13 protein-coding genes are annotated in these 12,145 nt (G+C 72.0%); 5 read left to right on the forward strand and 8 right to left on the reverse strand.

All coding sequences use genetic code 11. From position 1 onward, the window contains the following. Window positions 1-63: 63 nt before the first annotated feature. Both IE140_RS03015 and IE140_RS03020 read right to left on the reverse strand, forming a co-directional pair. Window positions 64-1,332 (reverse strand): L,D-transpeptidase, encoded by a 1,269-nt coding sequence (locus IE140_RS03015; RefSeq protein ID WP_093444368.1) that lies wholly within the window; start codon window positions 1,330-1,332, stop codon window positions 64-66. Window positions 1,333-1,595: 263 nt separating this feature from the next. Further along, complete coding sequence (locus IE140_RS03020) at window positions 1,596-2,018, reverse strand: hypothetical protein (protein WP_225682892.1); 423 nt, start codon at window positions 2,016-2,018, stop codon at window positions 1,596-1,598. A 107-nt stretch (window positions 2,019-2,125) separates the two neighbouring features. On the opposite strand from IE140_RS03020, the gene IE140_RS03025 reads away from it, so the two are divergent. After that, the gene (locus IE140_RS03025) at window positions 2,126-2,425 is read left to right on the forward strand and encodes a hypothetical protein (protein ID WP_150196262.1); all 300 of its coding nucleotides are present in this window, start codon (window positions 2,126-2,128) and stop codon (window positions 2,423-2,425) included. 84 nt (window positions 2,426-2,509) lie between these two features. On the opposite strand, the gene hutH is transcribed toward IE140_RS03025, so the two are convergent. The 5 genes from hutH to IE140_RS03050 form a co-directional block, all read right to left on the reverse strand. Continuing rightward, the gene (hutH, locus tag IE140_RS03030) at window positions 2,510-4,060 is read right to left on the reverse strand and encodes a histidine ammonia-lyase (protein ID WP_030711034.1); all 1,551 of its coding nucleotides are present in this window, start codon (window positions 4,058-4,060) and stop codon (window positions 2,510-2,512) included. A 76-nt stretch (window positions 4,061-4,136) separates the two neighbouring features. Further along, window positions 4,137-5,291, reverse strand: coding sequence for a GGDEF domain-containing protein (locus tag IE140_RS03035; protein ID WP_032783220.1), 1,155 nt, complete (start codon window positions 5,289-5,291; stop codon window positions 4,137-4,139). Window positions 5,292-5,394: 103 nt separating this feature from the next. Further along, entirely contained in the window at window positions 5,395-6,207 is an 813-nt protein-coding gene (locus IE140_RS03040; RefSeq protein WP_150196263.1) for an enoyl-CoA hydratase/isomerase family protein, read from the reverse strand. A gap of 132 nt (window positions 6,208-6,339) precedes the next feature. Continuing rightward, window positions 6,340-7,539, reverse strand: a complete 1,200-nt coding sequence (locus tag IE140_RS03045) for an adenylate/guanylate cyclase domain-containing protein (RefSeq protein ID WP_006127111.1) — start codon at window positions 7,537-7,539, stop codon at window positions 6,340-6,342. Between the two features lie 238 nt (window positions 7,540-7,777). Then, the gene (locus IE140_RS03050) at window positions 7,778-8,647 is read right to left on the reverse strand and encodes a biotin--[acetyl-CoA-carboxylase] ligase (protein ID WP_150196264.1); all 870 of its coding nucleotides are present in this window, start codon (window positions 8,645-8,647) and stop codon (window positions 7,778-7,780) included. A gap of 227 nt (window positions 8,648-8,874) precedes the next feature. On the opposite strand from IE140_RS03050, the gene IE140_RS03055 reads away from it, so the two are divergent. From IE140_RS03055 to IE140_RS03065, 4 genes are all read left to right on the forward strand, one after another. Further along, window positions 8,875-10,455: an acyl-CoA carboxylase subunit beta gene (locus IE140_RS03055; RefSeq protein WP_075264561.1), complete on the forward strand. Its 1,581-nt coding sequence runs from the start codon at window positions 8,875-8,877 to the stop codon at window positions 10,453-10,455. Between the two features lie 42 nt (window positions 10,456-10,497). Then, window positions 10,498-10,704, forward strand: a complete 207-nt coding sequence (locus tag IE140_RS03060) for an acyl-CoA carboxylase epsilon subunit (protein WP_006127107.1) — start codon at window positions 10,498-10,500, stop codon at window positions 10,702-10,704. Window positions 10,705-10,803: 99 nt separating this feature from the next. Beyond that, a complete protein-coding gene (mmpB, locus tag IE140_RS36370) occupies window positions 10,804-10,932 on the forward strand; it encodes a morphogenic membrane protein MmpB (RefSeq protein ID WP_006127106.1) in 129 nt (42 codons plus the stop codon). A gap of 63 nt (window positions 10,933-10,995) precedes the next feature. After that, window positions 10,996-11,607 carry a nucleoside triphosphate pyrophosphatase gene (locus IE140_RS03065; protein ID WP_032783214.1) on the forward strand — a complete coding sequence of 204 codons (612 nt, stop codon included), beginning with the start codon at window positions 10,996-10,998 and terminating at the stop codon, window positions 11,605-11,607. Window positions 11,608-11,648: 41 nt separating this feature from the next. Here the strand turns inward: IE140_RS03065 and IE140_RS03070 are convergent, their stop codons facing one another. Next, entirely contained in the window at window positions 11,649-12,089 is a 441-nt protein-coding gene (locus IE140_RS03070; protein WP_032783212.1) for a hypothetical protein, read from the reverse strand. Between the last annotated feature and the right edge of the window lie 56 nt (window positions 12,090-12,145).

Here is a 12,145-nt window from a genome sequence, read left to right on the forward strand (position 1 = left end):
GGCGGGGACGGGGTGGCGCGGAGAAGGGGAACCGGCACCCCGGAGGGGAAGCCGGTGGGTGGATCAGGCCTGGGAACCGGCCGTCCACTCCGCCCAGCTCATGTTCCAGCCGTTGAGGCCGTTGTCCGGGGTGATCGTCTTGTCCGGGGAGTTCTTGACGATGACCACGTCGCCGATGAGCGAGTTGTCGTAGAACCAGGCGCCGGGGGCGTTGGGGTCGTTCGCGCCCTTCACGTCGGCGAGGCCCACGCAGCCGTGGCTGGTGTTGGCGTTGCCGAAGATGCCCTTGCCCCAGTAGTTGCCGTGGATGAAGGTGCCCGACGTGGACAGGCGCATGGCGTGCGGCACGTCCTTGATGTCGTACTCGCCCTTGCCGTCGTCATCGGTGAAGCCGACGGTGGCGCCGTTCATCCGGGTCTCCTTGTGCTTCTCGGAGATCACCATCTGACCGTTGTACGTGGGGTTCTCGGGGGAGCCCGCGGAGATCGGGATCGTCTTGATCGTCTTGCCGTCGCGGGTGACCGTCATCTGCTTGGTCTTCGCGTCGACGGTGGAGACCTGGTTACGGCCGATCTTGAAGGTGACGGTCTTCTGCTGGACGCCGAAGACGCCGTCCGCGCCCTCGACCCCGTCGAGGGCCAGCTTCAGGGTGACGGTGGAGCCGCCCTTCCAGTAGTCCTCCGGGCGGAAGTCCAGGCGCTGGCCGTTGAACCAGTGGCCCACGACCTCCTGGCCGCTGCTGGAGCTCACGGTGATGCCGTCCTGGACGGCCTTCTTGTCCGTGATCTCCTTGTTGAAGTTGATCGAGACGGGCATCCCGACGCCGACCGTGGAGCCGTCCTCGGGGGTGAAGTTCCCGATGAAGCTGTTGTCGGGCGAGACGGTGGTGAAGGAGCTGTTCTCGTGGGCCTCGCGGCCCTTCGAGTCGGCCGCCGTGGCGTCGATCTTGTACGTGGTGGAGCGCTCCAGCTGGTCCGTGGGCTTCCAGCTGGAGCCGTCGGCCGCCAGCGTGCCCTCGACCGGGGTGCCGTCCGCGGTCGTCATGACGACCTTGGTCAGCTTGCCCTTGGTGACGGTGACCTGCGCCGCGTTGTTGATGCTGGCGTTGGTCGCGCCGTTCTTCGGCTTGATCGCTATCTGCGCCTCGGAGGCGTCTGCGGCTGCCGCCTTGTCCACTTCCTGCTGCGACGACTCCGAACTCCCGGCGCTCGTCTTTCCGCCCTTGTCGCCGTCGTCGGTACAGGCCGAAAGCACCAGCACGCCGCCGAGCAGTGCGGACACGGCCACGAGGCCCTTGCGCCGCTTGCTGTCCGTCATCACACGCTTCTCCATCGTTGCCGATTTCCCCAAAATCCCCGGACGGGACCGCCAGGCGGCCATTCCCCGTCAATGTTCCAAGAACACCCGGAAAGGGCGGTCCGTTCCGCATCCTCGACAGATGTGGGGAACACCACTCATCGACGCCGCCCCGGCGGTCATGGTTCCCGTTGCCGGGCCCCGGTTTCCGTCGCCGCACGGCGCGGCCCCGGTCCGCTGGTGAGCAGGGCCGGGGCCGGTGTTCTCACACGTCACACCCGCTGCGCGGGGTCACCGTCCTAGCCGTCGTTCTTCCCATTGTGCGCGACCGTGTCGCCGTACCCCTCCTCGTCGTCCCCGTCCCGCGGCAGGAAGAGACCCTCCTCGCCGTCGTCCGCGTCGTCCCAGCCCTCCGCGTCGGGGTCGTACTCGATGGACTCGCTGCTCCAGGAGGCCTGGGCGAGCTCGACCCCGGGCACCTCGCTGACCAGGTCGAAGGGGTCGACCAGCGAGGCGAGGGCCTCTGCACCGTCTGCCCGGACCGTGGCCTCGGCATGCATCCGCTCCTCGGCGCTCTCGCCGCCGCCGACGCCCGCGACGGGCTCCCCGTACTCGGCGGCGATCGATTCGAGGGCGGTGCCGGTCAGGGCGTCGAGGTCGGTGACCTCCAGCACCATCTCGACGCGAAGTCGAACAAACCTGGATGTCTCATCTGTGCTCATGGCCGGAGCGTACGGCCCGGCGAGGCCGCGACTTTCCACCGACCCGCTGCTTTGCTTAGCATCGGCCCACGGGGCTAACTCATGCTTGTCGCAAGGGGATCGAATCTGTGTCCGTCGCTCGTCGCACGCTGCTGACCGCCACCGCTGCAGGCACGCTGCTGGCCGCTCTCTGGTTCGTCCCGTCGGCCAACGCGACCGGTGAGAACGCCCGGCAGCAGGGCGGCCCGGCCGCCACGTCCGACCGGACCGCCGGCCAGGCCGACGACGCCTCCGGGGCGCGCCTCGCCGACACCGGTCCCGGCCTGGACACCACCCCGTATCTCATCGGCGGCACCGCCCTGTTGGGCATCGGCGCAGGCTTCGTCACGTACTCGGTACGCCGGTCCGGGACGCACTCGGCCTGCTGATCCGGTACGCGTACGCATACGAAGAGGGTCCCCGCGCCCCCCGGCGCCGGGACCCTCCTCCGTACCCGTACGGGTCCGGCTTCCTCAGGCCAGCGGCCCGGTCACCGGCTCCACGGCGGCGACCAGCCGCCCTTCCCGTACGAACGTGTCGGCGGCGGCCAGGTCCGGCGCGAGGAAGCGGTCCGGACCCGGGCCCTCGGCTCCCGCGGCCCGCAGCGCGGCCACGGCGGCCTGCGAGGCGGGGGCGGGGACGAGGCCCTCGGCGGCGCGGAGTTCGACGGCGCGGGTCGCCGCGTACAGCTCGACGGCGACGATCCGGGCCAGGTTGTCCACGGCGGTACGGAGCTTGCGCGCGGCGGACCAGCCCATGGAGACGTGGTCCTCCTGCATCGCGGAGGAGGGGATCGAGTCGGCGGAGGCGGGGACCGCGAGCCGCTTCATCTCGCTGACCAGGGCGGCCTGGGTGTACTGGGCGATCATCAGACCCGAGTCGACCCCGGCGTCGTCCGCGAGGAACGGCGGCAGGCCGTGCGAGCGGTTCTTGTCGAGCAGCCGGTCGGTGCGGCGTTCGCAGATGGAGCCGAGGTCGGCGGCGACGATCGCGAGGAAGTCCAGGACGTACGCGACGGGCGCGCCGTGGAAGTTGCCGTTGGACTCGACCCGGCCGTCGGGGAGGACCACCGGGTTGTCGACGGAGGAGGCCAGTTCGCGGCCCGCGACGACGGCGGCGTAGTCGAGGGTGTCGCGGCCCGCGCCGTTGACCTGGGGTGCGCAGCGCACCGAGTAGGCGTCCTGGACCCGGGGTGCATCATCCTGGTGATGGCCCGTCAAGCCCGAACCGGCCAGCACCCGCAGCATGTTGTCCGCGCTGACGCCCTGTCCGGGGTGCGGGCGGATGGCGTGCAGTTCGGGGGCGAGCACCTTGTCCGTGCCGAGCAGCGCCTCCAGGGAGAGGGCGGCGGTGATGTCGGCGGAGGTGTAGAGGTTCTTCAGGTCTGCGAGGGCCATGACCAGCATGCCGAGCATGCCGTCAGTGCCGTTGAGGAGGGCGAGGCCCTCCTTCTCGGCCAGCTCCACCGGCGCGATGCCGTGGGCGGCGAGCAGTTCGCCGGCCGGGCGGACCGTGCCGTCGGGGCCCTCCGCGTCGCCCTCGCCCATCAGGGTGAGCGCGCAGTGCGAGAGGGGCGCGAGGTCGCCGGAGCAGCCGAGGGAGCCGTATTCGTGGACGACGGGCGTGATGCCCGCGTTCAGCAGGTCCGCCATGGTCTGAGCGACCTCGGGGCGTACGCCGGTGTGACCGGAGGCGACCGTCTTCAGCCGGAGGAACATCAGCGCGCGGACGACCTCGCGCTCGACGCGCGGGCCCATGCCGGCCGCGTGCGAGCGGACGATGTTGCGCTGGAGCTGGGCCCGCAGCTCGTGGCTGATGTGGCGGCTGGCGAGGGCGCCGAAGCCGGTGGAGACGCCGTAGACCGGTTCGGGCTTGGCGGCGAGCGCGTCCACGATGAGACGGGCGGCGGCGAGCGCGTCCACGGCGGCGGCGGAGAGCTCGACCCGGGCGCCGTGGCGGGCCACGGCGACGACGTCCTCGGCGGTGGTTCCGGACGTCCCCACCACGACAGTGTGCATATCCATATTCAGCAGCGTACGGACTGAAACCCTTCATGTCACTAGTGCTGCCGTACAGGGCCCCTTACGGCAGCGGCCGGGCTCACGGCCGGTTGCCGCGCAGCCTGCGCCGGTCGTGCGCGGACTTCGGCGGGGAGTCCGCGAGCCGGATGACCTCGCCGTCCCGCCCGGCCACCACCGGCCCCTTGGAGCGGGCGGCCTTGGCCCGGTACTGGGCGGCGTCCGCGAGCCGGAACAGCCGCCGGGCCGAGTGCACGGGGCCGATCGGATCACCGGTCGACGCGACCCCGCAGGCGACCCCGTCGCCCAGCTCGATCACCGCCGCCCGGTCGCAGAGCTCGGTGGCGACGCCGACCACCGCGTCGGCCGGCGGCCCTGCCGCGAGCAGGCAGAACTCATCACCGCCGAGCCGGGCCGCGAGCGCCTCGGGCAGCATCGCCCCGCACAGCGACAGCACCGAGCCGAAACGTTCCAGCAGACGGTCCCCGACGGCGTGGCCGTGGGTGTCGTTCACCGCCTTGAGGCCGTTCAGGTCGCAGACGACGAGGCTGACGACCGTGTCGTCGACCCGGTGCCGCTCGACGGCCTCGTCGAGCTGGATGTCGACCGCGCGGCGGTTGGCGAGGCCGGTCAGCGGGTCGGTGAAGGCCAGCTTGCGGACCTCCTCCAGGCGTTCGGTCTGGGCGATCCCGGAGGCCACGACGGCGGCGAGCACGGTCGCGAAGTCGGCGTCGGCGCGGCCGAAGACGGGCTGCCCGGCCGGCCGCGCCACATACAGCTCGCCCCACGCCCGGCCGTGCAGCACGATCGGCGCGACCACGCAGCAGCCCCGGCCGCGCCGTCGCAGCGCGGCGACCCGCTGATGGCAGTACGGGCGGGCGCCGCGCGCCGGGCCGCCCGCTCCGGCCAGCCCGTCGGCGGTCTCCACCCAGGCGTCGGGTTCGCCGCCACCGGCCCAGCGCTCGTGCAGGAACTCGGTGATCTCCGGGAACTCGTGGACCGGATAGGCCTCCTCCTCGGGGAACTCCTCCTCCCCTTCGGCCCGTTGCCCCGCGTTCACCAGCACCCGCAGCCTGCCCCGGTCCCGCTCCCACACGGAGAGCGCGGCGAAACTGCCGCTCAACGCCTCGCAGGCGCCCAGCGCCGCCGCCCGCCACGATTCGCGCGGCGTGTAGGCCGCGGCCATGGTCTGCGCCAGCGAAACCACGGCCCGCAGCCGTTCGTCGTCACCACCCATTTCTACAGCCTATGTAGATTTGTCCCCTTTTGATCAGTTTGGTGCGTCACTAATTTCAACTATTTCGCGCCGGGAGATCACCCTGTGTCACGCACGCGCGTCGTCACTCGCCGGGCCAGTCCGGGCGCCGCTTCTCGTTGAACGCGGCCACGCCCTCCGCCCGGTCGCCGGAGAAGGCCACCGACCGCCAGGCCGCGTCCTCGACCTCCAGACCCGCCCGCAGATCGAGCCCCTGCCCCAGCCGGAGCGCCTTCTTGGCCGCGCGCAGCCCGACCGGCGAGTTGGCGGCGATCCGGGCGCCCAGCGCGAGGGCCTCCTCGCGGTCCCGGCCCGCCTCGACCAGCTCGTCCACCAGCCCCAGTTCGCGCGCCTCGGCGGCCTCGACGCGGCGGGCGCTGAACACCAGCTCGGCGGCGCGGGCCGCGCCCACCCGGCGCGGCAGCAACTGCGTACCGCCGCCGCCCGGGATGACGCCCACGGACACCTCGGGCAGCCCGACGAGCGCGGTGGTGTCGGCGACGATCACATCGCAGGCGAGGGCGAGTTCGAAGCCGCCGCCGAGGGCGAAGCCGTGCACGGCGGCGATCACCGGCATCGGCAGCTCCAGGACCCCGGTGTAGGCGGCGCGGGCGGTGGGCCGCTGGCGGACGAGGTCGGCGTCGGAGAAGGAGTTGCGCTCCTTGAGGTCCGCGCCCACGCAGAAGGCCCGCTCGTGGCTGGAGGTCAGGACGGTGGCCCGGACGTCCCGGTCGGCGCCGAGCGCGTCGCAGGCGGTGGCGATCGACCGGGCCATGTCGGTGGAGACGGCGTTCATGGCCTTGGGGCGGTCGAGGACCAGCTCGGCGACGTGGTCCTGCCCCTCGTGCCGCCGTACGACGACGAACTCCCCGTACCGCTGCTCGGACGTGACGGTCATGGCTGCACCCCTGTCGGTTGACGGCGCTGTCGGTTGACGACAGCCGTGGGACGGGCGCCCGTTAACGAGCGTTATCCGGCAGGAATCCTAGACAGGACGGCCGGACCGCCGACAGGGCGAATCCGTAACCGCTCAGGAACCGGTCTTCCCCCGCCGGGCCAGCAGCCACGGCTCCACCACGCCGAGCCCGCGCACCGGGCGCTGCCACATCGGCTGGAGCCCGAAGCGGTACGTCGGCAGCGGCGGCTCGTCGTCGGGCTCGCGGCCCTCCTTCTCGGCGAGCCGGGCCCGTTCGGCGGCGGCCGCGACGGCTTCGGCGGCCTGGGCCTCGGACTCGGGGGCGTCGCCGTGGCGGACGAGCTCCTTGGCGAACGCCCCGTCGACCAGGACGGCGTCCTTCGGAGCTATCGAGGTCAGCCGGCTGGCGAGGTTCACCGTGGTGCCGAAGACATCGCCCATCCGGGTGGTGACCGTGCCGAAGGCGATGCCGACGCGCAGGGCGGGCATCGTCTCGTCCTGGGACATCGCCTCGATCAGCCGGAGCGCTATCTCGGCTGCCGTGCCCGCGTCGTCGGCGGCGAAGAGGACCTCGTCGCCGAGGGTCTTGATGAGCCGGCCGCCGTGCGCGGCGACCAGGTCGGCGGCGGTCGTCTCGAAGGACTCGACCAGCTCGCCGAGCTCCTCCTCCTCCAGGCGCCGGGTAAGCCGGGTGAAGCCGACCAGGTCCGCGAAGCCGACCGCGAGCCGCCGGTCGACCATCTCCTCGTCGTCCGCCGCCTGCACGACCCGGCCGGTGGCGGCGGCCAGCTGGCGCCGCCACACGTAGACGAGGAACTCCTGGAGCTCCGGGAGCAACAGCTCGACCAGCGGATACGTGACCTCGGTGCGGGTCATGCCGGGCTCGGGCGGCTCGGTCAGCCCCTCCAGGAACGAGTCGATCTGCCATTCGGCCAGCCGGGCGGTGGTCTGCCCGGTGGAGCGGGCGACCTGGATCGCCATCGGCTCGCTGAGCAGGCCCGCCTCGACGAGACCGGCGAGCCGTCGCAGGGCGAGGACGTCGGCCTCGGTGAGCGCCTTGGCCTGGCCGATGTCGGCGAAGCCCATGGCCCTCCAGAACCGGGAGGCCAGATCCATCGAGACCCCGGCGGTGCGGGCCGCCTGGAAGGGCGTGTAGCGCCGGTCCGCCCCCAGGATCAGCGCTTCGAGGCGGATGGCGAGGGGGTCGTCGGTCGGTTCCACCGTGTGGTCGACCTCGTGGTGGGGTGTGGCGTGGACCGAGGAGTCCGCCCCGGGCTCCTCACCCGCGCCGGACGACGTGTCGCCGACGGTCACCAGCCGCCTCCTGCCCGTTCCCTGCGCACTGCCTGCCGATCTGTCGCTGATCGCCCCAACAGTGATCTGTCGCTGGATCGCCTCAACAATACGGCAGGTGTGCTCTGGCTCACGTCCTTGGTCGTCCGACCTCGGTGCGTCGCGCGTGACATCCGCGGCGGGAGCGCTCTCACGTCCGTACGCCGTAGGGGGCGGCGGCCCCCACGGGTCCGTACGCCGTCGGGGGCCGGGGGCCGCCTCAGGTCAGGCCGCCCGCCGCGCCCCGCAGGTGGACGATGTCCCCGGCCGACACCGGCTGCTGGAGCCCGTCCTCGGTGGAGACGATCAGGCGGCCGTCCCCGTCGATCGCGACCGCCTCGCCGACCAGGGACGCGCCCCCCGGCAGCTCGGCCCGCACCGTCCGGTCCAGCGTCGCGCAGCCCGCCGCGTAGGCGGCCTGGAGCCCGCTCGCGGCCGCGTCGCCGTCGGCCGCCCTCCACGCGCCGTACCAGTGCTCCATCGAGCGCAGGACGGCGCGCAGCAGGGTCTCGCGGTCGGTGGAGACCGCCCCGGCGAGGGCGAGGGAGCCCGCGGTGGGGGCGGGCAGTTCGTCGGCGCGCAGGGAGACGTTGATGCCGAGGCCCACGACGATGCCGTCGCCGGCGAACTCGCCGAGGATGCCGCCGGTCTTGCGCTCCTCCCCTTCCACCGTGACCAGCAGGTCGTTGGGCCACTTCAGCGACATGTCGACACCGGCCGACTTGGCGAGCCCGGTCGCGGCGGCGACTCCGGCCAGCAGCGGCACCCACCCCCACCGCTCCACCGGGATGTCGCCCGGCTCCAGGTAGACCGAGAAGAACAGCCCGGAGCGGGGCGGTGCGGTCCAGTTCCGCTCCAGCCGTCCGCGCCCCGCGGTCTGCTCCTCGGCGACCAGCACCGTGCCCTCGGCCGCCGCCCCGGCACGGGCCCGCTCGGCGAGGTCGGTGTTGGTGGACCCGGTGGACTCCACGACCTCCAGCGACGCCCACAGCGTGTCCGGCCGCAGCAGCCCGCGGCGCAGCGCGGTCGCGTTGAGAGGGGGCCGGTCGAGGTCCGACCAGCGGTTGTGTGACGCATCCGGTGGTGTCATGCAACCCAGCCTAGGTGTGGCAAAGGACGCACTGCCTTTCCGGAGGCGCGCCGATACCCTACGAGGCAGTAACCGCAGAGTGACGAAACACAGCGCCGGAGCAGCATCCAGTGATCCGCTGATCCGCGTGACGAGCCAGTAGCCGCAGAGCCGGACGGACGACCGCCGGTCCCCCCGTGACCACCATCCGGTCGTCGTCCCCGTGACCAGGCAGGGAGCCTCCCCCGATGTCCGAGCCGCAAAGCGACATCCACACCACCGCCGGCAAGCTCGCGGACCTGACACGCCGCATCGACGAAGCGACGCACGCCGGTTCGGCCCGCGCGGTCGAGAAGCAGCACGCCAAGGGCAAGCTGACGGCCCGTGAGCGGGTCGAGCTGCTGCTGGACGAGGGCTCCTTCGTGGAGCTCGACGAGTTCGCCCGGCACCGCTCCACCAATTTCGGCATCGAGAAGAACCGCCCGTACGGGGACGGGGTCGTCACCGGTTACGGCACGGTCGACGGCCGCCCGGTCTGCGTGTACTCGCAGGACTTCACGATCTTCGGCGGCTCGCTCGGCGAGGTCTACGGCGAGAAGATCGTCAAGGTGATGGACTTCGCGCTGAAGACCGGCTGCCCGGTCATCGGCATCAACGACGGCGGCGGCGCGCGCATCCAGGAAGGTGTGGTCGCCCTCGGCCTGTTCGCCGAGATCTTCCGCCGCAACGTGCACGCCTCCGGGGTGATCCCGCAGATCTCGCTGATCGTCGGCCCGTGCGCGGGCGGTGCGGTCTACTCCCCCGCGATCACCGACTTCACGGTGATGGTCGACCAGACCTCGCACATGTTCATCACCGGGCCCGACGTCATCAAGACGGTCACCGGCGAGGACGTCGGCTTCGAGGAGCTGGGCGGCGCCCGTACGCACAACACCACCTCCGGGGTGGCGCACCACATGGCGGGCGACGAGAAGGACGCCATCGAGTACGTCAAGTCCCTGCTGTCCTACCTGCCTTCGAACAACCTCTCCGAGGCCCCGGCCTTCCCGGAGGAGGCGGACCTCGCCACCACCGACGAGGACCGCGAGCTGGACACGCTGATCCCGGACTCGGCGAACCAGCCCTACGACATGCACACCGCGATCGAGCACGTCCTGGACGACGCCGAATTCCTGGAGACCCAGGCCCTGTTCGCGCCGAACATCATCACCGGCTTCGGCCGCGTCGAGGGCCACCCGGTCGGGATCGTCGCCAACCAGCCGATGCAGTTCGCCGGTTGCCTGGACATCGACGCGAGCGAGAAGGCGGCCCGCTTCGTCCGCACCTGCGACGCGTTCAACGTGCCCGTCCTCACCTTCGTGGACGTGCCGGGCTTCCTCCCGGGCGTGGACCAGGAGTACGGCGGCATCATCCGGCGCGGCGCGAAGCTGATCTACGCCTACGCGGAGGCCACGGTCCCGCTGATCACCGTCATCACCCGCAAGGCCTTCGGCGGTGCGTACGACGTGATGGGCTCCAAGCACCTGGGCGCCGACCTGAACCTGGCCTGGCCGACCGCGCAGGTCGCCGTCATGGGCGCGCAGGGCGCGGTGAACATCCTGCACCGGCGCACCATCGCCGCCGCCGAGGACCCGGACGCGACCCGCGCCGAGCTGATGGCGGACTACGAGGACGCGCTGCTCAACCCGTACGTGGCGGCCGAGCGCGGCTACGTCGACGCGGTGATCATGCCCTCCGACACCCGGGCCCACATCGTCAAGGGGCTGCGTCAGCTCCGTACGAAGCGGGAATCCCTGCCTCCGAAGAAGCACGGCAACATCCCGCTGTAGCCATCGGCCCATCCGCTCGCCCGCTCACAGAGAGGTCTGCCCATGATCAAGGTCGTACGGGGCAACCCCACACCGGAGGAGCTGGCCGCCGCCGTGGCGGTGGTCCAGGCGCGTGCCGCGGCCGCCGCCGCCGTGTCCTCCGGCGCGCCGCTGCCGCCCGAGCAGTGGTCCGACCCGGGCCGTATCGCCCGCACCGGCCGCCCGCGTCCGGGCCCCCGGGCCTGGGCCCGGACGTACTGGCCGGCCTGAGACCCTCCGCCGGAGGGTCTGAGGCCGGAACCGGGTGCCGCCGCCTCTTGAGTACCCGTACTCAGGCGCGGCGGCACCCGGCGCAGCAGGATCGGAAGCATGCTGTGGTCCGACCCCGAGAACAAGCCGCCGAAGGAACTGCGTGACGCCCAGGCGATGATGCGCAGAGCCGGCGTGCTGCTGGCGCTGGCGATGCTGCTGGCGATGTTCGTGCTCGGCATCCGCTGACCCGGCATCCCTGGATCCCCGGCCCCGGCGTCCGCTGCCGCAGGGCCCGGCGGCCCTTCTACGATGGCGTGCATGACTGATCAGCGCCGTCTCGTGCTCGCCTCCGCCTCCCCCGCCCGTCTCGGTCTGCTGCGCCAGGCCGGTTTCGCTCCCGAGGTGATCGTCAGCGGGGTGGACGAGGACGCGCTGAGCGCCCCGACCCCCGCCGAGCTGGCGCTCGTCCTGGCCCGGGCCAAGGCGGCGGCCGTCGCCGAGCGCCCCGAGGCGGCGGGCGCCCTGGTCATCGGCTGCGACTCGGTGCTGGAGCTGGACGGCGAGGCGCTCGGCAAGCCCGCCGACGCCGAGGAGGCCACCGCCCGCTGGAAGTCGATGCGCGGCCGGGCGGGCATCCTGCAGACCGGGCACAGCCTGATCGACACCGCCTCCGGCCGTACGGCGTCGGCGACGGCGTCCACGGTCGTACGGTTCGGCGAGCCGAGCGACGCCGAGGTCGCGGCCTACGTGGCCTCGGGCGAACCGCTGCACGTGGCGGGTGCGTTCACGCTGGACGGCAGGTCGGCCCCGTTCGTCGACGCGATCGAGGGCGACCACGGCAATGTCATCGGCCTGTCGCTGCCGCTGCTGCGCCGGCTGCTGGGCGAGCTGGACGTGTCGGTCACGGAGCTGTGGGTGTGAGTTCGGGCCGCCGCTGGGCCTGATTCCGGGTCCCGGGCGGCTCAGACGGCCGCCGGGGCCGCCTTGTCGCCGCCCACCGCGTCATCGGCGCGGCTCTCGGGCCCGTACGAGACCAGGGTGAGCACCAGCAGGGCCAGCACCACCATCATGAACGCGAAGGCGGACCAGCCGACCAGGCCGACGGTGACCGCGCCGAGGACGCCGTGCACGACCGCGCAGCCGATCAGGACGATCCGTCCGGCGCGTCCGGGGGCGCGGTCGCGTATCCCGGCGATCAGGGCTATCAGCCCGCAGAGGACCAGCAGCAGTCCGGAGACGCCGCCCATCGCCCAGGTCCCGGCGGACATGGCGGCCGGGTCCATTCCGGCGAGCGACATGTTCTGGTTCTCGGCGACCGTGGCCAGGACGGCGTTGATGAGCACGATGCCCACCGCCTCCCCGAACAGCACGAGCGCGGTCACGATCGCCACCGGTCTGCGCATCAGCGTCCCACCCCTGTTACCTCTGGTACGTGCGTAGCGCGGACGCTACTCGTGGG

It is taken from the genome of Streptomyces parvus (assembly GCF_014648875.1).
GTDB classification, from domain to species: Bacteria; Actinomycetota; Actinomycetes; order Streptomycetales; family Streptomycetaceae; genus Streptomyces; species Streptomyces parvus.

Coding starts and splice junctions, on each gene's coding strand:
- IE140_RS03015 (WP_093444368.1), bottom strand. CDS start 1,332: ATGGAGAAGCGTGTGATGACGGACAGCAAGCGGCGCAAGGGCCTCGTG.
- mmpB (WP_006127106.1), top strand. CDS start 10,804: ATGCTGTGGTCCGACCCCGAGAACAAGCCGCCGAAGGAACTGCGTGAC.
- hutH (WP_030711034.1), bottom strand. CDS start 4,060: ATGGATATGCACACTGTCGTGGTGGGGACGTCCGGAACCACCGCCGAG.
- IE140_RS03060 (WP_006127107.1), top strand. CDS start 10,498: ATGATCAAGGTCGTACGGGGCAACCCCACACCGGAGGAGCTGGCCGCC.
- IE140_RS03035 (WP_032783220.1), bottom strand. CDS start 5,291: ATGGGTGGTGACGACGAACGGCTGCGGGCCGTGGTTTCGCTGGCGCAG.
- IE140_RS03070 (WP_032783212.1), bottom strand. CDS start 12,089: ATGCGCAGACCGGTGGCGATCGTGACCGCGCTCGTGCTGTTCGGGGAG.
- IE140_RS03020 (WP_225682892.1), bottom strand. CDS start 2,018: ATGAGCACAGATGAGACATCCAGGTTTGTTCGACTTCGCGTCGAGATG.
- IE140_RS03055 (WP_075264561.1), top strand. CDS start 8,875: ATGTCCGAGCCGCAAAGCGACATCCACACCACCGCCGGCAAGCTCGCG.
- IE140_RS03050 (WP_150196264.1), bottom strand. CDS start 8,647: ATGACACCACCGGATGCGTCACACAACCGCTGGTCGGACCTCGACCGG.
- IE140_RS03065 (WP_032783214.1), top strand. CDS start 10,996: ATGGCGTGCATGACTGATCAGCGCCGTCTCGTGCTCGCCTCCGCCTCC.
- IE140_RS03040 (WP_150196263.1), bottom strand. CDS start 6,207: ATGACCGTCACGTCCGAGCAGCGGTACGGGGAGTTCGTCGTCGTACGG.